Origin of the sequence: Micromonospora sp. NPDC018662 (genome assembly GCF_044391475.1) — a bacterium.
Lineage (GTDB): Bacteria > Actinomycetota > Actinomycetes > Mycobacteriales > Micromonosporaceae > Micromonospora.
In genome coordinates, this window is sequence record NZ_JBISAC010000018.1 from 35,127 (window position 1) to 55,636 (window position 20,510).

Genomic DNA, 20,510 nt, shown 5'->3' on the forward strand with positions numbered 1-20,510 from the left:
CGGCGGATGCGGGCATGAGCGCCGGCGGGTGCCGCGTTGGCAGCGGCATGGACACCGAGGACACCGGGCGGGCCGACGACGCCGCGCTCGACGCGTACTCCCGGGTGGTGACCGGCGTGGCGGCGAAGGTGCTGCCCGCGGTCGCAGCCCTGTCGGTGCGGACGCCGCGCGGCGCGGGCGCCGGGGCGGCCGTGGTGATCGACCCGGACGGGCTACTGCTGACCAGCGCGCACGTCGTGCCGGGCGCGACCGGCGGCGTGGCCGCCTTCGGCGACGGCACCGAGACCCGGTTCCGGGTGGTCGGCGCGGACCCGCTGTCGGACCTGGCCGTGCTGCGCGCCGCGGAGGCCGGCGTGCCGCCGGTCGAGCTGGGCGACGCCGACCGGCTGACGTGATCGTCTCGGCGGGCGGGCGACCGGTGCGGGACGGGCAGAGCCTGCAACGGCTGATGCTCGGACCGGCCATCGGCGCCCGGCTGCCGGTCGCCCTGCTGCGCACGGGCGCGTACGTCGACGTGGTGGCGGTCCCCACCGAGCTGGGCAGCCGGTGAGGGGTGTTAAGAAGGGCCCCTTCCTATACGCCAGGCGTTAAGAAGGGGCCCTTCCTTACACACTCAGCGGGCGCCGAGGTGGGCCAGCAGGTCCTGGCGGGTCAGCACGCCCTTGGGCTTGCCGTCGACCAGCACGAGCGCCGCGTCGGCCTTCTCCAGCAGCGCCACCGCCTCGCTGACCGGCTGCCCGCCGCCGATCATCGGCAGCGGCTCACCCATGTGCCGCTCGATCGTGTCGTGCAGGTGGGCCTGGCCGGTGAAGAGCGCGTCGAGCAGGTCCCGCTCGGCGATCGAGCCGGCCACCTCGCCGGTCACCACCGGCGGCTCGGCCTTGAGCACCGGGAGCTGGGAGACACCGTATTCCCGCATGTAGTCGATGGCGTCGCGGACCGTCTCGGTCGGGTGCACGTGCACCAGCTCGGGCAGGCCGCCCGGCTTGCCGCCGAGCGCGTCGGCCACGGTCGGCTCGGTGCCGGCGTCGTCCAGGAAGCCGTACCGGGCCATCCACCTGTCGTTGAAGATCTTCGACAGGTAGCCCCGGCCGCCGTCCGGCAGCAGCACCACGATCACGTCGTCCGGGCCGGCCTTGCGGGCCACCTCCAACGCGCCCACCACGGCCATGCCGCAGGAGCCGCCGACCAGCAGGCCCTCCTCGCGGGCCAGCCGGCGGGTCATCTCGAAGGACTGCTTGTCCGACACCTCGACGATCTCGTCGGCGACGGAGCGGTCGTACGTCTCCGGCCAGAAGTCCTCGCCGACGCCCTCGACCAGGTAGGGCCGGCCGGTGCCGCCGGAGTAGACCGAGCCCTCCGGGTCCGCGCCGATCACCCGGACCCGCCCCTCCGAGACCTCCTTGAGGTAGCGGCCGATGCCGGAGATGGTGCCGCCGGTGCCGACGCCGGTGACGAAGTGGGTGATCTTCCCTTCGGTCTGCCGCCATAGCTCCGGGCCGGTCGTCTCGTAGTGCGAGCGCGGGTTGGCCGGGTTGCTGTACTGGTTCGGCTTCCACGCGCCGGGGATCTCCCGGGCCAGCCGGTCGGAGACGTTGTAGTAGGAGCGCGGGTCCTCCGGCGCGACGGCGGTCGGGCAGACCACCACCTCGGCGCCGTACGCCCGCAGCACGTCCTGCTTGTCCTGGCTGACCTTGTCGGGGCAGACGAACACGCAGCGGTAGCCCCGGATCTGGGCCACCAGCGCCAGCCCGACGCCGGTGTTGCCGCTGGTCGGCTCCACGATCGTGCCGCCCGGCCCGAGGATGCCCGCCTTCTCGGCGTCCTCCACCATGCGCAGCGCGATCCGGTCCTTGACCGAGCCGCCCGGGTTGACGTATTCCACCTTCGCCAGCACGGTCGCCTGGATGCCCTCGGTGACGTTGCGCAGGCGAACCAGCGGGGTGTTGCCGATCAGCTCGACGACGTTGTCGTAGTACTGCACCTCGTTGTGCCCTTCGTCGCGCCGCCGGCTCGTCCGGCGGCCGGTCAGCCGGTGTCGCCGCCCAGCGTACGTGCCGTCAGGGCGTCACATGCCCCGGGATGACGGAGCTGCGACGCGCCTCCCACTCCAGGAACCGCTCGGTCTCGGCGAGCACGCTGCCGGCCAGCCAGGTGACCATGACGGCATCGTCGGCCAGCCCGAAGATCGCCAGCGGGATCTCCGGCAGCAGGTCGATCGGGGAGACGACGTACGCCGCCGCGCCGGCCATCAACGCCAGGCGCAGCCCGCCGTCGTACTCCCCCCGCCCGGTGGCCCGGATCATCCGCGGCAGCGCCGCCAGCCGGGCGCCCAGCGACGGTCCGCTCCGCGCGCCGGCCGCCAGCGCCCGGGCCAGCGCCGCGAACGCGGCGCTGCGCTTCAAAGTCTTCCCCATGATTCCGCCCTTCTCCGCCCGACCAGGGTGCAGCCCGAGGGCAAGCCCACCCCACCGGTACCCAGAACGGCCATCTCCCAGCCACCCGATCAAGGACAGCGGTGGTCGTACCGGCGCGATACTGTCGGCTCATGGGGGACGTCGGATCCGTCGCGCCGGTTCGCTGGCGACGCGCCCGGCAGATCGCCCGCCTCGCGGCGATCGGCACGGGCGCCACGGTGGCGGCCACCGCCGCCACCGGCGGAGTGCTGCTCGGCCAGGCCCGGCAGGCCCGCCGCACCATCCCGATGGCCGAGGCGCCGCCACCGCGCTGCGACGGCGTCTACGGCGCGAGGTTCCCCGGCCGGCCGGTCACCATGGTCGTCCTCGGTGACTCCTCCGCGGCCGGCTACGGCGTGCACCGACGCCGGGAGACGCCCGGCTCGCTGCTGGCCACCGGGCTGTCCCGCCGGCTGCACCGGCCGGTCCGGCTGCACCGGTTCGCCGTGGTGGGCGCGCTGTCGGCCGGGCTGAAGCCGCAGGTCGAGTCCGCCTTGGAAGTCGCGCCGGACGTCGCCGTGGTGCTGGTCGGCGGCAACGACGTCACCAACCGGACCCCGCCGGCGCTGGCCGTGCGCTATCTGGTCGACGCGGTCCGCACGCTGCGCGCCGCCGGCTGCGAGGTGGTCGTCGGCACCTGCCCCGACCTGGGCACGATCCGGCCGATCCAGCCCCCGCTGCGCTGGCTGGCCCGGCGCTGGAGCCGCCAGCTCGCCGCCGCCCAGACGGTGGCCGTGGTGGAGGCGGGCGGCCGGACGGTCTCCCTCGGTGACCTGCTGGGGCCGAGGTTCGCCGCCGAGCCCGGCCGGATGTTCGCCTGGGACCGGTTCCACCCCTCCGCGGAGGGATACGCGATGGCCGCGGCGGCGCTGCTGCCCACCGTGCTCTCCGCGTTGGGCGCGGTGCCGGAACGCCGGCCTCCGCTCGCCGGCCTGGAAGGCGTACGGTCGCTCCCGGAGGCGGCCCACGAGGCGGCCCGGCACGCCGGCACGGAGGTCAGCGGCGCCCAGCTCCGGGGTCGCGACCGCGGGCCGGGCGGGCGGTGGGCGCAGCTTCGCCGACGGGCCTTCTTCGGCGTCGGCGCGCTGCCCCCGACCGGCACCGCCGCCGACCCGGCCACGCTGGAGGGAACAGCATGAGCAGATCGAACGAGGCGGCCCGGTGGGGCCGGGCCGCGGCCCTGTCGCTGCTGGCCGGCACGGTGGGTGGTGCGGCGGTCCTCGCCGGCCAGGCCATCGCCGCCCGCAGCCGGGAGTACGCCCAGCCCGAGCTGGGTCTCGTGCTGCGCGCCACGGTCGGTCGGGCCGACGCGCCGCCGCTGCGGCTGGTGCTGCTGGGCGACTCGTCGGCGCTCGGTGTGGGCGTCGACCGGTTCGAGGAGACCATCGGCGGCCAGCTCGCCCACCTGCTCGCCGAGGGGCCAACCGGCCGGCGGGTGCACCTGTCCAGCGTCGGGGTCTCCGGGTCCCGCGCCACCGACCTGGCCACGCAGGTGGCCCGCGCGCTGCTCGGCGAGCGCCCCGACGTGGCGCTGGTGCTGATCGGGGCCAACGACGCCACCGCGCTGGGCCGTCCGGTCGACGCGGCGGCCTACCTCGGCTCGGCGGTACGCCGGCTGCGCGAGGCCCACGTCGAGGTCGTCGTGGGCACCTGCCCCGACCTCGGCGCGGTGCGCGCCGTCGCCGCCCCGCTGCGCCAGGTGCTCGGCTGGTCCGGGCGGCGGATGGCACGGGCCCAGACGGCGGCCGTGCTGGACGCCGGCGGCACCGTGGTCGACCTGGGCACCGAGACCGGCCCGGTGTTCCGGGCCGACGTCGGCACGCTCTGCCACGACGGTTTCCACCCGTCCGCGGACGGCTACCGGGTCTGGGCGCACGCGCTGCTCCCGGCGGTGGAGGCCGCCGCGGCAGTCGCGTTCCGGCATCACCGTCGGCCGCCGACGGGGTGACATTTCCCGCCCGGCGTGCGGCTTCCACCACAAGTTACCCCCGGGTTAACGTTGGTTCATGCCGATTGAGTCGCCCCGCGACGCCGTCATCGTCGCCACCGCCCGGTCCCCCATCGGCCGCGCGTTCAAGGGTTCCCTGCGCGAGGTCCGCCCGGACGACCTCGCCGCCACCATCGTCCAGGCCGCCCTCGACAAGGTCCCGGCGCTCGATCCCACCACCATCGACGACCTCTACCTCGGGTGCGGCCTGCCCGGCGGTGAGCAGGGCTTCAACATGGCCCGGGTGGTCGCCACGCTGCTGGGCCTGGACGGGCTGCCGGGCGCCACGCTGACCCGCTACTGCGCCTCCTCGCTGCAGACCACCCGGATGGCGATGCACGCGATCCGGGCCGGTGAGGGCGACGTGTTCGTCTCCGCCGGCGTAGAGATGGTCTCCCGCTACGCCCGGGGCAACTCGGACACGCTGCCGCCGGAGGCGCAGGCGCTGGTGGGCGGCGGCTGGGAGAATCCGCGCTTCGCCGAGGCGCGCGAGCGCTCGCAGGCCCGCACGCAGGCCGGCGCCGAGGTGTGGACCGACCCGCGGGAGGCCGGCCAGCTGCCGGACATCTACCTCGCCATGGGGCAGACCGCGGAGAACCTGGCCCAGGTGTACGAAGTGACCCGCGAGGACATGGACGCGTTCGGCGTCCGCAGTCAGAACCTGGCCGAGAAGGCGATCGCGGACGGTTTCTGGGCCCGCGAGATCACGCCGGTCACCACGCCGGACGGCGGCGTGGTGAGCACTGACGACGGACCGCGCGCCGGGGTGACGCTGGAGGGCGTGGCCGGGCTCAAGCCGGTGTTCCGCCCGGACGGCCGGATCACCGCCGGCAACTGCTGCCCGCTGAACGACGGCGCCGCCGCGGTGGTGATCATGAGCGCCGAGCGGGCGGCCGAGCTGGGGCTCACCCCGCTGGCCCGGATCGTCTCCACCGGCGTCACCGCGCTCTCCCCGGAGATCATGGGCCTTGGCCCGGTCGAGGCGTCGAAGCAGGCGCTCAAGCGGGCCGGCATGACCATCGACGACGTCGACCTGGTGGAGATCAACGAGGCGTTCGCCGCCCAGGTGATCCCGTCGTACCGGCAGCTCGGCATCCCGGAGGAGAAGCTGAACGTGGCCGGCGGCGCGATCGCGGTCGGCCACCCGTTCGGCATGACCGGCGCCCGGATCACCGGCACCCTGCTCAACGCACTGGAGTGGCACGACAAGACCATCGGCCTGGAGACCATGTGCGTCGGCGGCGGCCAGGGCATGGCCATGGTGCTCGAACGACTGAGCTGAGGTCGATTCACCACGGCGCGCACCGGGTACCGGAACCCGCATGGCGACCGTCGTGGAACGCGAGCGCACATTCTCCGGCGACGAGGGCTTCCGGCTGCCCGACCTGACCGGGTGCGGTGGCGTCGCGACCATGTCCGACGCCACCGACTCCGAGCTGGACGCCGTCTACTGGGACACCGACGACCTGCGGCTGCTGCGCAGCGACCACGCGCTGCGGCGACGCACCGGCGGGCACGACGCGGGCTGGCACCTGAAGGTGGGCGCGGTCGGCGGGGCCCGGGTCGAGCATCAGTTCCCGGCCGGGGCGGCCGACGCCGGCCCGCCGGCCGAGCTGGTCGCGTTGATCCGCGGCGCGTCCCGGGGCCGGCCGGTGGCCCCGGCGTCCCGCGTCGTCAACCACCGCCGGGAGCGACGGCTGCTGGACGCGGACGGCCGCGTGCTGGCCGAGGTCGCCGAGGACGACGTCCGGTCCGAGGACCTGGTCGACGGCGTCGTCCGGACCTGGCACGAGATCGAGGTCGAGCTGGTCGGCGGCGACGAGGAGCTGCTCGACGCGGTCTCCGCCCGGCTGGCCGGGGCCGGCGCCCGGGAGGTGCCGACCAGCAAGTCCCACCGCGCCGTCGCCGGGCGCCTGGCCGGCTTCGCCGACGGCCCGCCCGCCGGCCCGGCCGGGCCGGTCATCGGGTACGCCCGGAAGCAGCGGGACGCGATCGTCGGCAACCACGCGGCGGCCTACCAGGGCGACGAGGACGCGGTGCACGACATGCGCGTCGCGATCCGCCGGCTGCGGGCCACGCTGCGCACGTTCCGCGGTCTGTGGGACCGGCGGGAGAGCGAGGCGGTCCGGGCCGACCTGCGCCGGCTCGGCGGCGACCTGGGCGCGGTCCGCGACGACCAGGTGATGGCGGCCCGGCTCACCGCGGCGGTGCACGAGTTGCCCGACGATCTGGTGCTCGGCCCGGTCGCCGCCCGGATCGGCGAGCGGTTCGCCGCCGACCTGGCCGGGGCGACCACCGCACTGCGCGCGGCGTTGGACGCCGACCGCTACCCCGAGCTGCTGACCCGCCTGGACCGGCTGCTCGACGGCCCGACCGCCGAGGTGAGCCACCGCTGGGTGGATCGCCGGGTACGCCGGGCGGTGCGCCGCGCCGACGAGCGGCTGGACCAGGCGCTGACCGACCGCGGGCCGGCCGGGGACACCGCCCTGCACGAGGCGCGCAAGAGGTACAAGGCGGCCCGGTACGCGGTGGAGGTGCGCGTGCCCGACGCCGGCAAGCCGGCCGCCCGCCTGGTGAAGAGGTTCAAGGCGCTCCAGGATCTGCTCGGGACGCACCAGGACTCGGTGGTGACCCGGGAGGCGCTGCGCCGGCACGCGCTGCGGGCGTACGCCGAGGGCGAGAACACGTTCACCTACGGCCTGCTGCACGCGCGGCAGGCCGAGGCCGCCGGGCACGACCGGCCGGCGGTGCTGCGCGCGCGGGACCGGGCCCGGCGGCGTACGGTCCGCCGCTGGCTGAAGCGCTGAGCCGCTGGGCTGCTGGGCCGCTGGGCTGTTGGGGCTGTTGGGCCGCCGCACGGCGGTGAGCAGATCGGGTCCGGTGGACCGCGGCCCACGAGGTGTCCTTCTGCGCGCCCTTTCGAGCTGATAGCAGGAACGACTCAAGCCCGGACGGCCGTAACGCCGGCCCGCATGCGGCCGGACCCGGGACGCCAACGTCGGGTACCGGCGGTCCGTCGTGGCTACCGGTCGTCGGAGAGGTGACAGCGCCCCCACCGGCGTCGACGCGAGGTGCGGTGAGTCGTTTCTGCCATCAGCTCGAAAGGCGGGCAGGAGGACGCATCGTGGGCCTCGGGGCAGAAGCCCCTAGAGCGCGGCGCGGGTGCGGGTCACCGCCTCGGTGGCGCCGACCAGGACCGGATCCGGCGGGGCGGCCAGGGCCAGGTCGGCGGCGACCACCCGGAGCTGGTCGGGCAGGGCCAGGTCGCTGGGCAGCCGGGGCACCTCGCGGCGCGGCTCGCCGGCCGCGTCGGCGGCCAGGTTGGCCAACTCCTGGATCAACTTGTGCACCAGGTCGGCCCGGGACACGTTGCCGCCCTCGGCCGGCGCCGACCAGCGCGGCTGCTGCCAGTGCCCGACCTGTCGGACCAGCAGGGTCACCGCCCGGTCCAGTTCCGCTGCGCTCATCACCGCCGAGTCTACGGACGACGCCCGCCGCCGCGAGTGCGGCAGGCGGGCGTCGGCGGAACGGGCGGGACGGTCAGTCGTCGCCCTGGAAGTAGCTGAGCAGCCGCAGGATCTCCAGGTAGAGCCAGACCAGGCCGACCACGATCCCGAACGCGGCCGTCCAGGCGTAGCGCTGCGGGAGGCCCATCCGGACCCCCTCCTCGATCTGGGCGAAGTTGAGCACGAAGCTCAGCGACGCCACCACGATGCAGACCAGGCTGAAGCCGATCGCGAGCGGGCTGCCGTCACGCAGGTGCGTGTTGACGCCGAACAGCGCCAGCACCAGGTTGACCAGCATCACGCCGAACAGACCGGCGATGATCGCCACCATGATCCGGGCGAACTTCGGGGTGGCCCGGATGATCCGCGCCTTGTAGATGATCGCCATCAGGAAGAAGACGCCGAAGCTGGCCGCCACCGCCTGGAGCACGATGCCGTCGTAGAGCGAGTCGAAGGCCTTGCTGACCATGCCGACGAAGACGCCCTCGACGATCGAGTACGCCACCACGAGCGCCGGGTTCGCCATCCGGGAGAACGAGATGATCAGGCCGAGCACCAGGCCGACCACGGCTGCGCCGATCCAGGCCACACCGACCAGGGCGTCCGGCACGAGCACCCAGGCGGCGGCGGCCGAGGCGCCGAGGATGGCGAGCATGAGGACCGTCTTGACGACCACGTCGTCGAGGGTCATCGGCGTCACCGCCGGCGGGGCCACCGGCTGGCCGTAGCCGCCCGGGTAGGGCTGCTGCGGCGGGTACTGCTGGGGGTATCCGGGCTGACCGTACGGCCCGGGCTGGGCGTACCCGGCCGCCCGCTCACGCTCGGCCGCCTGGCCGAGCCGGGCGAGCACCGGGTTCGAGGACTTCACTTCTCAGGCCTCCCTCAGGGGGTCGTTCGCACGTAGACGTGCGCTTCCAGGGTAGACGCGGCGACCAGACCGCGCGCGGCGTCAAGCTGTGGGAAAGCTGAGAGTTCGGTGCCCGGGGCGGGGGTCGAACCCGCACGCCTTTCGGCAGCCGCTTTTAAGGCGGCCGTGTCTGCCGTTCCACCACCCGGGCGGGTGACACCGCCGCGCCGACACGCGCGGTGCAGATCTCACCGTAGCGGCTGCGCCGCGCCGCGGCGTACCCCGTGGGGTGCGGCCGATAGGGTCGGGGCCGTGACCAGCGCCGCCCGCGCGGCCCCCGGGCCCGACCGCGACCAGGCGGTCCGCCCCGCACCGGCGACCGCCGCGGCGCGGGTCGGCCGGGTGCGGGCCGCGGTGCGCCGGCACCACGCGGACCTGCTGGTCGGGCTGCTGTTCGTGGCGTTCGCCGGCGGGCTCACCCACGGCCTGTGGCCGACGCCGGGCACCCGGATGCTCGCCCTCAACCCGGCCGACCAGACGCTCTACGAATGGTTCCTGGCGCTCGACGCGCGGGCCCTGCGCGGCGACTTCAGCCTGGTCACCGACCGGCTCAACGCGCCGGACGGGGTCAACCTGATGGCCAACACCTCGGTCGTCGCGCTCGGGGTGCTGCTCGCGCCGGTCACGTGGGCGTTCGGGGCGCCGGTCACGTTCGCCCTGCTCGTCGCCGGCAACCTGGCCGGCACCGCGGTCGCCTGGTATCTGCTGTTCACCCGGACGCTGCGGGCCCACCGGCTCGCCGCCGGGCTCGGCGCGGCGCTCTGCGGCTTCGGGCCGGGCCTGGTCTCGCAGAGCAACGGCCACCTGCACATGACCGCGCAGTGGCTGGTCCCGGTGCTGGTCTGGCTGGTGGTGCGGCTGCTGCGCGCCGCCGACCCGGCCCGTCGCCCGGACGGCCCGGACCGCCGCCGGACGGCCTCCTCGGCGGTCGGGCTGGCCATCACCGCCGTCGCTCAGGTCTTCGTCGGCGAGGAGGTGCTCTTCCTCACCGCGCTCACGCTGGCGGCGATGGCCGTCGCGTACGGGTCGGCCGACCGGGACCTGCTGCGTCGGGCGCTGCCCGGCTTCGCCGGCGGGCTGCTCGCTGCCGCCGGGCTGGCGCTGGTGGCGCTGGCGTACCCGCTCTGGCTCCAGTTCGCCGGCCCGCAGGGCGTCGCCGACGGGATGTTCCCGGCGACCTACTTCTCCGCCGACCTGACCGGCTGGACCCGGCTCTCCGCGCTGACCGTGCTCGGCAGCCCGGCGGCGGTCCGGCTGACCACCGGCCCGGCGGAGTTCACCACGTTCCTGGGCTGGCCGCTGCTGCTGGTGGCGGTCGGCTGCGCGGGCTGGCTCGGCCGCCGCGCGCTGGTGCGCGCCGTGGTCGCCGGGGCGCTGGTCATGGCCGCGCTCTCGCTCGGCCCCGAGGTGGTGGCCGGCGGGGAGCCGACCGGCGTGCCCGGCCCGTACGCGCTGCTGGCCGGCCTGCCGGTGGTGGACGGCGCGCTGCCCACCCGCTTCGCGCTGGCGGTGCTGCCGTTGGTCGGCACCGTGCTCACGCTCGCCGTGCACCGGGCGCTGCACGAGCCGGGTCCGGCGCGTCGGCTGGTGCCGTTCGCGGTCGGCGCGGCCCTGCTCAGCGTCTTCCCGACGCCGCTGCCCACTATCGACCGGCCGCCGCTGCCCGAGTTCGTCACCGGCGGCCACTGGCGGCAGTGCGTACGCCCCGGCGGGGTGCTGGTGCCGGTGCCCACGGCCACCCCGCAGCACCCCGGGCCGATGCGGTGGGCCACCGCCACCGGCGTCGAGTTCGGCATGCCGGAGGGGTTCTTCATCGGCCCGTACGGCCCCGGCGGCTCGGCCACCATGGGCACCTGGCAGCGCCCCACCTCGGCGCTGCTCGCCGACGTGGCCCGGCGGGGCGTGGCACCGGCGGTCGGTGACCGGCAGCGCCGCCAGGCGGCCCGGGACGTCGACGCCTGGGGCGCGTCCTGCGTCGCGCTGACCGACGACGCCCCGCACGCGGAGCTGCTGCGCCGCACGCTGGAGGCGCTCTTCGGGCCGGGCACCCGCGTCGCCGACGCCTGGACCTGGCGGTTCTGACCCGGCCCGGTTCCGACCCCGGGTACGGCGAAGGGCCCCTCCCGTGCGGGAAGGGCCCAACGCCGCGAACGTCAGACGCGCGCCGCGGCGGGCGGCGGGGCGGACGCCTCGGCGAACTCCTCACGCGGGTCGTGCAGCTGGCCCAGCGCGACCACCTCACGCTTGAGGAAGAACGCCAGCGACCAGTCGACCACCACGCGCACCTTGCGGTTGAACGACGGGATCCGCGACATGTGGTACGTCCGGTGCATGAACCACGCCGGCCAGCCGGTCATCTTCACGCCGTAGACCTGCGCCACGCCCTTGTGCAGGCCGAGGCTGGCCACGCTGCCGGCGTGCTTGTGCTTGTAGTCGACCGGTTCGCGCCCGCGGATCACGTTGACGATGTTGTCGGCCATCCGAGCGGCCTGCCGCACCGCGTGCTGCGCGCTCGGCGAGCAGAAGTTGCCCGGCTCCTTGGTCAGGTCCGGCACGGCGGCGCAGTCGCCGGCGCTCCACGCGCCCTCGACCACCCGGTCGCCGTCCACGACCTGGAGCGTCGGCCGGCAGGTCACCCGGCGACGCTCGTCGCGCGGGAAGTCGGTGGCGTCCAGCATCGGCGACGGCTTCACGCCGGCGGTCCAGACGATGGTGTCTGACGGGAAGCTGTCGCCGTCGGAGAGCTTGACCACCCCGTCGACGCAGGACTCCAGCCGGGTGTCCAGCCGGATGTCCATGTTCCGCTTCAGCAGCTGCTGCACCGTGTAGGCGCCCATGTCCCGGTCGACCTCGGGCAGCACCCGCTGGGTCGCCTCGACCAGCACCCAGCGCATCTCGTCCGGCTTCAGCTCCGGGTAGTAGCGCAGCGCGTCACGGGCCATGTCCTCCATCTCGGCGAGCGCCTCGATGCCGGCGTAGCCACCGCCGACGAAGGTGAACGTCAGCGCGCGGCGACGGACCTCCGGGTCGGTCGTGGCAGCCGCCACGTCCAGCCGGTCCAGCACGTGGTTGCGCAGGAAGATGGCCTCACCGATGGTCTTGAACCCGATGCCGTTCTCGTGCAGGCCGGGGATCGGCAGGGTGCGGGAGACCGAGCCGGGGGCGACCACCACGTGGTCGTAGGGGATCTCCCGGGCCGGGCCGCTGATCGGCTGCACCACGGCGGTCTTCCGGTCGTGGTCGATGCGGGTGACCGTGCCGGCCACCACCGTGCACTTGCGCAACTCCCGCCGCAGCGGCACCACAGCGTGCCGCGGGGAGATGTTGCCGGCCGAAGCCTCCGGGAGGAACGGCTGGTACGTCATGTGGGGCTGCGGGTCGACGACGACCACCTCGGCCTCACGCGAGCTCAGCTTCTTCGACAGACGCAGAGCGGCGTACAGGCCGACGTGCCCGGCACCCACGACAAGGATCCGCTTCGGATTCACGTCATCCATCTTTCCCCGGCCGGCTCAGCTAATACCGCGCGAGACCCCCTTCTGTGACGGAGCACAACCGGTGTGACCTGCACAACGTCGCTCGGCGTCCCGTCATCTGCGACGCAGCAGCCACCCCAGCAACGCGCTCAGCCCCACCGCGACCAGCAGTCCCACCACGGTCGCCGCCTGCGTCCCGTCGGTCCCGCCGACCCCGCCGAGCCAGGCCAGCACGACGCCGAGCACGGCGCTGGCCAGCACCACGCCGCCGGCCCGGGTCAGCCACCGGAACACCAGGTCCGGGTCGATCAACCCGTCGTAGGGCAGCAGCGCGGCCAACGCGCAGAGCGTGTGCGCCAGGTAGAGCAGCGTGGCCACGGCGAGCAGCCGCCACAGCGCCGGCGGCCGGTCGAACCCGAGCGTGGCCAGCAGCCAGCCGGCCACCGTGAGCAGCGCGGTGAACGTCGGCCAGAGCCGGCGCGGCCCGACCGCCGGCAGCACCGCGGCCACCGCCATGGCCAGCAGCGAGCGCGGGGCCAGCACCTCGACCGGGTACGCCAGCAGGAAGCCGGCCAGCACGACGAGGAAGATCCCGCCGCGCACCAGCAGCGGCAGCGGGCTGACCCGGGCGACCCGGTACCGCAGCCCGCGCATCCGCTCGACGACCGCGTCCGCCATGTCACTCACCGCAACCCCACCCTCGGCGCCATGGCCAGGCGGGACACGTCGCGCAGCACCTCGTCGAGGCTGCCCGCGCCGGCCCAGCGCACCACCGGCACGCCGTGCTCGCGGAGCTGCCCGATCATCGTGTCCCGGTCCAGCCGCCACAGCCGGTACGCCACCTCGGCCCAGCCCCGCTCCTTCGGCATCGGCAGTTCGGCCGGCAGCGTGTCCACCGCCACCACGAACCGCCCGCCCCGGGCCAGCCGGGCCAGCATCTGCGCCGAGCGCTCGTCGAGCAGCGGGGTGAGCACCACCACCAGCGCGTCCGAGGAGAGCACCTGCGGGCCGAACACCTGGTCGTACGGCTCGTGCGGGGAGGACTCGGCGTGCACGTCGAGCAGCCACTCCAGCACGGTCAGGTACTGCCGGCGGCCGGTCGCCGGACGCAGTCGCCGGGCCGCCGGGCCGTACTCCAGCAGCGCCACCCGGTCGCCCCGGTGCAGGTAGTGCTCGGCGATCGCGGCGGCGGCCCGGACCGTGGTGTCGAGCACCGACGCCGGCCCGCGTACGCCGCCGGAGCGGCCCGCCTCGGCGAGCACGTCCAGCAGCACCACCACCTCGGCGTCCCGGTCGGAGAGGGTGGAGGCGACGTGCAGTTGGCGGGCCCGCAACGACACCCGCCAGTCGATGCGGCGCAGCCGGTCCCCGGGCGCGAAGACGCGTACGCCGGCCAGCTCGCCGCCCTCCCCCGGCCGCCGCGACCGGTGCGCGCCGACCAGCCCGGCGGCCCGGGGCATCGCCTCGACCGCGTCGAACGGCTCGGTGCGCGGGTAGACCCGGGCGCGGATCGGCTCGGTGATCACCGCCCGGGAGACCAGCAGCCCGTCGGCGGCGGCGACCCGGACGCCGGCCGGGCCGAACGGGTGCCGGCCCCAGCGCAGCGCGGTGCCGGTCAGCTCCAGGTCGACGGCGCTGCCCCGGGGCACCGAGGTGACGAACGGCCGGTCCGCGCCGCCGGAGCGGCTCACGTCCAACCCGCCGCCACCGAAGCCGACCCGCTCCACCCGCAGCCACTGCGACATCCGGGTCCGCACCACCGCCACGTCGTACCCGAGGAGGTCGGGGTTGGCCACCGCCACCGTGGCGGCCATCGGCGACCCCTCGACCAGGTGGGTGTCCGCGACGCTCAGCTCCAGCTCGGGCTGGGTGGCCGGGCGGCGGCGCAGCCCGTACGCGGTGCCCAGCGCGAACGGCGTGGCCAGCACCACCAGGTCGATCCGGCCGAGCAGCACGGCCGCGACGAGCAGCACGCCGGTGAGCAGCACGGCCCGGCCGAGCGCCCAGGTGGGCGCCCAGCCGTTCGCCGGCTCGGCCCGCTCGTCCATCAGCGCCCGGCGGCGTAGCTGGGCAGCGCGCCGCTGGCCGGGGCGGGCGTCGACTCGAGCACCTCGCCGACCACGAACGCCGGGTCGACCCGGCGCAGCCACATCTCCGGACGCAGCGTGATCCGGTGCGCCAGCGCGGGTGCCGCCACCGCCTTGACGTCCTCCGGCACCACGTAGTCCCGGTTGGCGAGCACGGCCCGCACCCGGGACAGCAGCAGCAGCGCCAGCGAACCGCGCGGCGACGCGCCGACCAGCACGGACGGGTGTTCCCGGGTGGCCGCGGTGAGCGCCACGACGTACCGGCCGATCGAGTCCTCGACCACCACGTCCTCCAGCGCGGCCTGCATGGCGCGCAGCGTGCCGGCGTCCACCACCGGCTTGATCTCGGCCTCCTCGCGGCGGCGGGCGATACGCCGGCGCAGCACGTCCCACTCCTCGTCGTGGGTCGGGTAGCCGAACGAGACACGCAGCAGGAACCGGTCGAGCTGCGCCTCGGGCAGCGGGTAGGTGCCCTCGTACTCGATCGGGTTCGCGGTGGCCAGCACGTGGAACGGCTCGTCCAGGCGGTAGGTCACGCCCTCCACCGAGACCTGCTTCTCCTGCATCGCCTCCAGCAGCGCCGACTGGGTCTTCGGCGGCGTCCGGTTGATCTCGTCGGCGAGCAGCAGGTTGGTGAAGAGCGGCCCGGCCCGGAAGGAGAAGTCGCCGCTGCTCTGGTCGTACAGGAAGGAGCCGGTGACGTCGGCGGGGAGCAGGTCCGGGGTGAACTGGAGCCGGCGGAAGTCCAGCCCGAGCGCCTGCGCGAAGCACCGCGCGGTGAGCGTCTTGCCCAGGCCGGGCAGGTCCTCCAGCAGCACGTGACCGCCGGCCAGGATGCCGGCCAGCACCAGCTCCAGCGCCTCACGCTTGCCGACCACGACGGTGCCGACCGCGTCCAGGACGGCCCGGGCGAGCCGGCCCACCTCGGCGGGGGGCATGCTCCGGTCCACGTCGTTCATCAGAGTTTCTCCAGTTCGGCAACGATCGCCGCGAGGTCGCGCGGCGTCGGGGGGCGGCGGGCGGGGGTGGCGAGGAACGTCCAGAGCGGCTCGCCCATGAGGGCACGGGCGCGCGCCGGGTCGGACTCGCGGGTGACGCCGTGCCGCTGGCGCAGCCGCTCGTCGGCCAGCTCACCGAGGCGGGGCAGCACCCGCTCGGTGAACCGCTCCCGGTTGTCGGCGCACCAGTCCAGCGGCCGTTCCCAGCCGTTGATGGCGGTCCGCAGCGCGTCCCGGGCGGACCAGTTCCAGGAGCCGGGCTCCTCCCCGGCGGAGGCCCGCACGCCGGCGCGGGGCGGCGGCGGGGGCGAGAGCGCGGCGGTGACCCGGCGGACGGCGAGCACGGCGAGCACGCCCGCCACGATGATCCAGAGCGGCACCCGCAGACCGACCGCGCGCAGGCCGACCACGATCACCACCACCACGGCGGCGGTGACCGCCGCGGTCCGCAGCAACCCGCGCGCCCGACCGCCCGAGGGCCGTTCGGCGTCCCCCACCGGCTCCTGGCCGGAGCCGAGCAGGTCGTCGATGCTGGTGCTCATGCGGGACCAGCCACGCTGGTCAGCTCGCCGCGCAGCCGGCGCAGCGCCGCCCGGGCCTGGTCGCGGGTGCGCTCGTCGACGTCCCGGGTGGCGTAGCGGGCCTCCCGGTAGACGTGCGCGAACCCGTCCAGCACGTCGGCGCTGGCGATCGCCGGGATACCGGCCTCCGGGTCGCCCCGCAGCAGCCTGCTGACCAGGTCGGTGGGGGTGTCCCCGGTCTGCCGGGGCACCCCGGCGTCCTCGGCGGCCTCCTCCAGCCGCACCCAGCAGGCGATCACCGCGGTCCGCGGGTCGGTGGCGCGGTCGTCCAGTTCCTCCAGTCCGGCGTCGAGGGCCGCCACCACCTCGCGGGCGGTGCCCTCGGCGGTACGCCGGATGCGCCTCGCCGGCGCCGCGCGGGTGGTCCGGCGCAGCGCGCCGCGTACCACGTTCCAGAGCACGTAGCCCACGGCGATCAGCGCCGCCGCCCCGGACAGCACCAGCACGGCGGTGAGTAGCCAGTCGGGGACGCCGCCCGAGGTGGCCTCGCCCGCGTCCCGGGGTTCGACCGGGATCGAGCGCACCGCCTCCGGGGACGGATAGTCCGGGACGTACGGAATGGTGTCCGACACGGGCGGGATGCGGCTGGCCCCGATCGCGGAGTGACCGGCGGCGAACGCGGCGACGGCGAGCAGCGCCGCGACCGCCGCGACCGGCCACCACCTGCGCAGCACGCCGAAGTCCATTCCCCCGCCTCAGGTGTTCCTCAGTCCACCCCGGACAGGTGCTTCGCCCGGGTGAACACGTCGTCCAACATCGCCGGCGTGAGCCGGCCGGTGAACGTGTTCTGCTGGCTGACGTGATAGCAGCCGAGCAACGCCGGCACGGACTCGCCGGACCAGTGTGCCCCATGGCCGAACCCGGGTCGCGGTGTGGGCGGGCGCTGTCCGTACACCTGGCGGAGCACCGGCCACCACGCGGCCCAGGCGAACGCGCCCAGCGCGACCACCACGCGCAGCGTGGGCCGGATCAGCTCGACCTCGCGGTGCAGCCACGGCGCGCAGGCGTCCCGCTCGGCCGGGGTGGGCTTGTTGTCCGGCGGCGCGCACCGCACCGCGGAGAAGATGCGGGTGTGCCGGAGCGTGAGGCCGTCGTCGGCGGCGACGCTGGTCGGCTGGTTGGCCAGCCCGGCGCGGTGCAGCGCGGCGAAGAGCACGTCGCCGGAGCGGTCCCCGGTGAAGATCCGGCCGGTGCGGTTGCCGCCGTGCGCGGCGGGCGCCAGGCCGAGGATCGCGATCCGCGCGTCCGCCGGCCCGAAGCCCGGCACCGGCCGCCCCCAGTAGTCCTGGTCGCGGAACGCGGCCCGCTTGACCCGGGCCACCTCCTCGCGCCACGCCACCAGCCGGGGGCAGGCGAAGCAGTCACCGACCGCGCCGTCGAGGTCGGTGAGGTCGGTCGCCCGCGCCGCGCGGGCGACCACCTCCCCGGGGGTACGCGACTCAGCCAAGCTTCGCCCGGAACAGTTCCAGGGTGCGGGCCCACGCGGTCGCGGCGGCCCGCTGGTCGAAGTGCTCCGGCCGGTCCTCGTTGAAGAACGCGTGCGCGGTGCCGGGGTAGTCGAACGTCTGGCAGGTGCCGCCGGCGGCCTCGATGGACCGGCGTACGCCCTGCACCCCGTCGGCGGCGGAGAGGCCGTCCGCCTCGGAGCAGTGGATGAGCGCGGCTTTGCCGGCGTAGCCGGCCCAGGCAGCGCTGCCGGCGTAGTCTGCTGCGCCGGTGGGCATGCCCTCCCACGGGAGCCGGGGGTAGAAGGCGGTGGTGGCGACGATCCGCTCGGCGGCCGTGCCGGCCCACAGGGCCAGGCTGGCACCCGCGCAGAACCCGGCGCAGCCCACCTTGCCGGCCACCTCGGAGCGACTCGCCAGGTATTCGGCGGCGGCCGCGATGTCGCTGGCCGCCTCGTCCATCTGGGCGCTGTTCAGCATCTGCCGGGGCTCGGTCGGCTTGACGGCGGGACCGCCGTGCCGGAAGTCGGGCGCGAGGGCGACGAAGCCGGCCTCGGCGAAGCGGTCCACCACGGCCCGGACGTGGGGCACCAGTCCCCACCAGTCCTGGATGACGATGACCGCCGGGCTGGCCGCACCGCCGGAGGGTATCGCGAGATACCCCTCGCTCGTCCCCCCGTTACCGGTGAAGCTCACCATCTCGCCCATGGGCCCGTCCTCCTAGCGGTCAGTCACCGTTGGCTGGTCGCACAGTTGGGTGTTACGTGCCGGTAGCGTGCCATGCGGTCACCGGCGCGGGGAAGACGGAAGAACAGTGGCATTCACCTCCTGTCGACGCACCCGGGCGGATGGGTCTTCCGCGGCGGCGCGGGGCTGTTCGTCGAGACGCCTGTCGAGCTGACGTCGTCAACGACTCAGCTCGACAGGCGTGGCTCGTGGACGTGCCGACCGGACCGAGCGGCGGCGACGGCTCAGCGCGTCGGCGTCGGCACCGGCGTTTCGGGCCCGGCGGTCACCGCCGGCGTGGGGGTGCTGCTCGGCGTGGGGGTGCTGCTCGGCGTCGGGGTCGGCGGGGCGGTCGGGTCCGCCGGCTCGCCGAACGGGGCACGCATCGCGCAGTACGGGTAGGCGTTTCGCGGCGCCGGCACGTTGCCGGACGCGTCCACGCAGTTCGGCCAGCCGAGCCGGATCGGCACGCCGTTCTGGTCGAAGAGCTGGGCGTCGCGGATCAGCCGCCCCTGCTGGTCGTAGACGAAGACGTCCTCGATCCGGTCCAGCCGGCCACCCGACGCCACCTCCTGGTAGGTGGTCGCCAGGTCGGTGCTGGCGTGCCGGTCCACGTCGGCGAGGACCACGAACGAGAAGAGCACCAGCACGGCGGTGCCCAGCAGGTGCAGCCGTCGCGGCCAGCCGGTGAAGCCGCCGGAGCGGCGGCCGAGCCACAGCGACGCGAGGACCGCGCCGGCCAGCAGCAGCAGACCGGCAAGCGCGCTGTCGTCGAGCCGGGGCAGCAGGCCGGACCGGCCGCCACCGATCGCCTCGCTCAGCAGCAGCGCGGCCAGCCAGCCGCGCAGCAGCCACCAGGCCGGGCGCAGCGAGCGCAGGAAGTCGGCCACCCGGGCGTGCCCGAACAGCGGGCCGAGCTGGCGGTCGAGCAGGCGTAGCTGGGTGAGCGCCCCCTCCCGCGCGGCGTTGACCCGGCGCAGTCGGGCCGGCCGCCCGCCGGGCTCCGCGCCGGCCGCGGTCCGCAACTCCATCGCGTACGCCTCCGGCGTGCCCAGCCGGTCGACGAGCGCACCCTCGCCCTCGGCGGCCACCTCGGCGAGGTGCTCCGGAAGGTCCTCGGTCAACTCGTCGCGGAGCGTCGGCGGCAGGTCGGCGAGCGCGGCCCGCACCCGGTCGACGTAGTCCGTGATCTCCTGCCCAGTGACGGTCATGCCGCCATCCCCCGATCGTCGAGCAGTGCGTCCATGGTGGTGGCGAACGAGCGCCAGGTCTTGCCGGAGCGGGTGAGCTGATCGCGGCCGGCGGCGTTCAACGCGTAGTACTTGCGGTGCGGCCCGGACTCGCTGGGCACCACGTAGGTGGTGAGCAGGCCGCCGGCGAAGAGCCGGCGCAGCGTGCCGTAGACCGAGGCGTCACCGACCTCGGTCAGGCCGGCCTCGCGCAGCCGGCGGAGGATGTCGTAGCCGTAGCCGTCGGAGTCCTTGAGCACGGCCAGCACCGCCAGGTCGAGGACACCCTTGAGAAGCTGCGTCGTATCCACACTCCGCACACTAGTGCGCATTACAGAGTACCGTCAACAACGACGCACTCCCCCGCTTCGTTGATCAAGGAGTTTGCGTCGGGGCTCGCCGCGAACGCCGACGCGAACTCCTTGATCAACGAAGCGGAGGGCGGGCGGCCCACCCGACGAAGCGGTCGAACAGCTCCTGGGGATCCGGGTTGAGTTTCAGCAGGTCGGCGGCGGCCTCGAAGAGGCAGCTCGCCAGGTAGACCGACAGGGCGACCCGGTCGCGCCGGTAGTCCATCAGCAGCAACAGGCGGGCCGGCTGGCACGGCCACGGGCCGGCGCACACCCGGCAGAGCCAACGCGGTCGCATCGGCACGTGCGGCCGCATCGCCCGACGACCGCGATCGGGTACGGGAACGCATTCGACGCGCTCATCCCCCAATCGTGGCCGCTCCGTTGGCGATCGTCAACCCCGATCGCTGTTATCGATCGCCAGACAACCGGCCATACCTACCGTCAAGAGGTGGTCGAGTTCGTGGGCATCGCTGAGATCCGAGACATGCTCGGAGGCGTCTCGCGCGCCCGCGCGTCGGTGGTTGCCTCCCGACGCGACTTCCCCGCCCCGTATCAGGTGCTCAAGATGGGCCAGATCTGGCGGAAGTCGGATGTCGAGAAGTGGGTGCGGGAGCACCGCCCGGACCTGCCCACCGACTGAGCGCCGAGCACGAGGTCGCGGCCCACGCCCCGACCCAAGTCGAGGATCATGAAGTTGGCCGTGCGGAGCGTCCGACTTGTCCCCGCCAACTTCATGATCGACGGGGCGGGACGCGGGCG

General features: G+C 74.6%; 23 protein-coding genes and 1 tRNA gene. 8 read left to right on the top strand and 16 right to left on the bottom strand.

Going from position 1 to position 20,510, the window contains the following annotated elements; genetic code table 11:
* The first annotated feature begins 14 nt into the window (after positions 1-14).
* Positions 15-395 carry a trypsin-like peptidase domain-containing protein gene (locus ACH495_RS30665; RefSeq protein WP_396861200.1) on the top strand — a complete coding sequence of 127 codons (381 nt, stop codon included), beginning with the start codon at positions 15-17 and terminating at the stop codon, positions 393-395.
* Positions 392-550 (top strand): hypothetical protein, encoded by a 159-nt coding sequence (locus tag ACH495_RS30670; RefSeq protein ID WP_396861201.1) that lies wholly within the window; start codon positions 392-394, stop codon positions 548-550. The genes ACH495_RS30665 and ACH495_RS30670 overlap by 4 nt, the downstream gene beginning before the upstream one ends.
* A gap of 63 nt (positions 551-613) precedes the next feature.
* On the opposite strand, the gene ACH495_RS30675 is transcribed toward ACH495_RS30670, so the two are convergent.
* Both ACH495_RS30675 and ACH495_RS30680 read right to left on the bottom strand, forming a co-directional pair.
* The gene (locus ACH495_RS30675) at positions 614-1,984 is read right to left on the bottom strand and encodes a cystathionine beta-synthase (protein WP_396861202.1); all 1,371 of its coding nucleotides are present in this window, start codon (positions 1,982-1,984) and stop codon (positions 614-616) included.
* 76 nt (positions 1,985-2,060) lie between these two features.
* Positions 2,061-2,417, bottom strand: a complete 357-nt coding sequence (locus tag ACH495_RS30680) for a YkvA family protein (protein ID WP_396861203.1) — start codon at positions 2,415-2,417, stop codon at positions 2,061-2,063.
* A 131-nt stretch (positions 2,418-2,548) separates the two neighbouring features.
* Between ACH495_RS30680 and ACH495_RS30685 the strand changes: the two genes are divergently transcribed.
* The 4 genes from ACH495_RS30685 to ACH495_RS30700 are packed head-to-tail and all read left to right on the top strand — an operon-like array spanning position 2,549 to position 7,250.
* Entirely contained in the window at positions 2,549-3,595 is a 1,047-nt protein-coding gene (locus ACH495_RS30685; RefSeq protein ID WP_396861204.1) for an SGNH/GDSL hydrolase family protein, read from the top strand.
* Positions 3,592-4,404 (top strand): SGNH/GDSL hydrolase family protein, encoded by an 813-nt coding sequence (locus ACH495_RS30690; protein ID WP_396861205.1) that lies wholly within the window; start codon positions 3,592-3,594, stop codon positions 4,402-4,404. Before ACH495_RS30685 ends, ACH495_RS30690 begins: the two co-directional genes overlap by 4 nt.
* Before the next feature lie 58 nt (positions 4,405-4,462).
* Complete coding sequence (locus ACH495_RS30695) at positions 4,463-5,725, top strand: acetyl-CoA C-acetyltransferase (RefSeq protein ID WP_396861206.1); 1,263 nt, start codon at positions 4,463-4,465, stop codon at positions 5,723-5,725.
* A 40-nt stretch (positions 5,726-5,765) separates the two neighbouring features.
* On the top strand, positions 5,766-7,250 hold the full coding sequence (locus tag ACH495_RS30700; RefSeq protein ID WP_396861207.1) for a CHAD domain-containing protein: 1,485 nt from the start codon (positions 5,766-5,768) through the stop codon (positions 7,248-7,250).
* A gap of 339 nt (positions 7,251-7,589) precedes the next feature.
* Here ACH495_RS30700 and ACH495_RS30705 read toward each other — a convergent pair whose 3' ends face one another.
* The 3 genes from ACH495_RS30705 to ACH495_RS30715 form a co-directional block, all read right to left on the bottom strand.
* On the bottom strand, positions 7,590-7,910 hold the full coding sequence (locus tag ACH495_RS30705) for a hypothetical protein (RefSeq protein ID WP_396861208.1): 321 nt from the start codon (positions 7,908-7,910) through the stop codon (positions 7,590-7,592).
* Positions 7,911-7,983: 73 nt separating this feature from the next.
* Positions 7,984-8,817 carry a Bax inhibitor-1/YccA family protein gene (locus ACH495_RS30710; RefSeq protein ID WP_396861209.1) on the bottom strand — a complete coding sequence of 278 codons (834 nt, stop codon included), beginning with the start codon at positions 8,815-8,817 and terminating at the stop codon, positions 7,984-7,986.
* A gap of 109 nt (positions 8,818-8,926) precedes the next feature.
* Positions 8,927-9,007 (bottom strand) — tRNA-Leu (locus ACH495_RS30715).
* Between the two features lie 101 nt (positions 9,008-9,108).
* On the opposite strand from ACH495_RS30715, the gene ACH495_RS30720 reads away from it, so the two are divergent.
* The gene (locus ACH495_RS30720; RefSeq protein ID WP_396861210.1) at positions 9,109-10,938 is read left to right on the top strand and encodes a hypothetical protein; all 1,830 of its coding nucleotides are present in this window, start codon (positions 9,109-9,111) and stop codon (positions 10,936-10,938) included.
* A 71-nt stretch (positions 10,939-11,009) separates the two neighbouring features.
* On the opposite strand, the gene ACH495_RS30725 is transcribed toward ACH495_RS30720, so the two are convergent.
* The 11 genes from ACH495_RS30725 to ACH495_RS30775 form a co-directional block, all read right to left on the bottom strand.
* Positions 11,010-12,344, bottom strand: a complete 1,335-nt coding sequence (locus tag ACH495_RS30725; RefSeq protein WP_396861211.1) for an NAD(P)/FAD-dependent oxidoreductase — start codon at positions 12,342-12,344, stop codon at positions 11,010-11,012.
* Positions 12,345-12,446: 102 nt separating this feature from the next.
* Positions 12,447-13,010: a hypothetical protein gene (locus tag ACH495_RS30730; protein ID WP_396861230.1), complete on the bottom strand. Its 564-nt coding sequence runs from the start codon at positions 13,008-13,010 to the stop codon at positions 12,447-12,449.
* A gap of 5 nt (positions 13,011-13,015) precedes the next feature.
* Positions 13,016-14,380, bottom strand: a complete 1,365-nt coding sequence (locus tag ACH495_RS30735) for a DUF58 domain-containing protein (protein ID WP_396861212.1) — start codon at positions 14,378-14,380, stop codon at positions 13,016-13,018.
* Positions 14,380-15,378, bottom strand: coding sequence for an AAA family ATPase (locus ACH495_RS30740; RefSeq protein WP_396861213.1), 999 nt, complete (start codon positions 15,376-15,378; stop codon positions 14,380-14,382). The genes ACH495_RS30735 and ACH495_RS30740 overlap by 1 nt, the downstream gene beginning before the upstream one ends.
* A complete protein-coding gene (locus ACH495_RS30745; protein WP_396861214.1) occupies positions 15,378-15,959 on the bottom strand; it encodes a hypothetical protein in 582 nt (193 codons plus the stop codon). Before ACH495_RS30745 ends, ACH495_RS30740 begins: the two co-directional genes overlap by 1 nt.
* Entirely contained in the window at positions 15,956-16,684 is a 729-nt protein-coding gene (locus ACH495_RS30750; protein WP_396861215.1) for a DUF4129 domain-containing protein, read from the bottom strand. Before ACH495_RS30750 ends, ACH495_RS30745 begins: the two co-directional genes overlap by 4 nt.
* Before the next feature lie 20 nt (positions 16,685-16,704).
* On the bottom strand, positions 16,705-17,418 hold the full coding sequence (locus ACH495_RS30755; RefSeq protein ID WP_396861231.1) for a uracil-DNA glycosylase: 714 nt from the start codon (positions 17,416-17,418) through the stop codon (positions 16,705-16,707).
* A gap of 19 nt (positions 17,419-17,437) precedes the next feature.
* Positions 17,438-18,151: a dienelactone hydrolase family protein gene (locus ACH495_RS30760; RefSeq protein WP_396861216.1), complete on the bottom strand. Its 714-nt coding sequence runs from the start codon at positions 18,149-18,151 to the stop codon at positions 17,438-17,440.
* 263 nt (positions 18,152-18,414) lie between these two features.
* Positions 18,415-19,380: an HAAS signaling domain-containing protein gene (locus ACH495_RS30765; protein WP_396861217.1), complete on the bottom strand. Its 966-nt coding sequence runs from the start codon at positions 19,378-19,380 to the stop codon at positions 18,415-18,417.
* Positions 19,377-19,709 carry a PadR family transcriptional regulator gene (locus tag ACH495_RS30770; RefSeq protein ID WP_396861218.1) on the bottom strand — a complete coding sequence of 111 codons (333 nt, stop codon included), beginning with the start codon at positions 19,707-19,709 and terminating at the stop codon, positions 19,377-19,379. The genes ACH495_RS30765 and ACH495_RS30770 overlap by 4 nt, the downstream gene beginning before the upstream one ends.
* A 115-nt stretch (positions 19,710-19,824) precedes the next feature.
* The gene (locus tag ACH495_RS30775; protein WP_396861219.1) at positions 19,825-20,064 is read right to left on the bottom strand and encodes a hypothetical protein; all 240 of its coding nucleotides are present in this window, start codon (positions 20,062-20,064) and stop codon (positions 19,825-19,827) included.
* 135 nt (positions 20,065-20,199) lie between these two features.
* Here ACH495_RS30775 and ACH495_RS30780 point away from each other — a divergent pair, with 135 nt between their 5' ends.
* On the top strand, positions 20,200-20,391 hold the full coding sequence (locus ACH495_RS30780) for a hypothetical protein (protein ID WP_396861220.1): 192 nt from the start codon (positions 20,200-20,202) through the stop codon (positions 20,389-20,391).
* Positions 20,392-20,510: the final 119 nt, after the last annotated feature.

Excerpts from the sequence above, each read along its gene's own strand:
- ACH495_RS30665 (WP_396861200.1), top strand. The coding sequence starts at position 15 with ATGAGCGCCGGCGGGTGCCGCGTTGGCAGCGGCATGGACACCGAGGAC.
- ACH495_RS30680 (WP_396861203.1), bottom strand. The coding sequence starts at position 2,417 with ATGGGGAAGACTTTGAAGCGCAGCGCCGCGTTCGCGGCGCTGGCCCGG.
- ACH495_RS30685 (WP_396861204.1), top strand. The coding sequence starts at position 2,549 with ATGGGGGACGTCGGATCCGTCGCGCCGGTTCGCTGGCGACGCGCCCGG.
- ACH495_RS30690 (WP_396861205.1), top strand. The coding sequence starts at position 3,592 with ATGAGCAGATCGAACGAGGCGGCCCGGTGGGGCCGGGCCGCGGCCCTG.
- ACH495_RS30695 (WP_396861206.1), top strand. The coding sequence starts at position 4,463 with ATGCCGATTGAGTCGCCCCGCGACGCCGTCATCGTCGCCACCGCCCGG.
- ACH495_RS30700 (WP_396861207.1), top strand. The coding sequence starts at position 5,766 with ATGGCGACCGTCGTGGAACGCGAGCGCACATTCTCCGGCGACGAGGGC.
- ACH495_RS30705 (WP_396861208.1), bottom strand. The coding sequence starts at position 7,910 with ATGAGCGCAGCGGAACTGGACCGGGCGGTGACCCTGCTGGTCCGACAG.
- ACH495_RS30730 (WP_396861230.1), bottom strand. The coding sequence starts at position 13,010 with ATGGCGGACGCGGTCGTCGAGCGGATGCGCGGGCTGCGGTACCGGGTC.
- ACH495_RS30735 (WP_396861212.1), bottom strand. The coding sequence starts at position 14,380 with ATGGACGAGCGGGCCGAGCCGGCGAACGGCTGGGCGCCCACCTGGGCG.
- ACH495_RS30740 (WP_396861213.1), bottom strand. The coding sequence starts at position 15,378 with ATGAACGACGTGGACCGGAGCATGCCCCCCGCCGAGGTGGGCCGGCTC.
- ACH495_RS30745 (WP_396861214.1), bottom strand. The coding sequence starts at position 15,959 with ATGAGCACCAGCATCGACGACCTGCTCGGCTCCGGCCAGGAGCCGGTG.
- ACH495_RS30750 (WP_396861215.1), bottom strand. The coding sequence starts at position 16,684 with ATGGACTTCGGCGTGCTGCGCAGGTGGTGGCCGGTCGCGGCGGTCGCG.
- ACH495_RS30760 (WP_396861216.1), bottom strand. The coding sequence starts at position 18,151 with ATGGGCGAGATGGTGAGCTTCACCGGTAACGGGGGGACGAGCGAGGGG.
- ACH495_RS30765 (WP_396861217.1), bottom strand. The coding sequence starts at position 19,380 with ATGACCGTCACTGGGCAGGAGATCACGGACTACGTCGACCGGGTGCGG.
- ACH495_RS30775 (WP_396861219.1), bottom strand. The coding sequence starts at position 20,064 with ATGCGGCCGCACGTGCCGATGCGACCGCGTTGGCTCTGCCGGGTGTGC.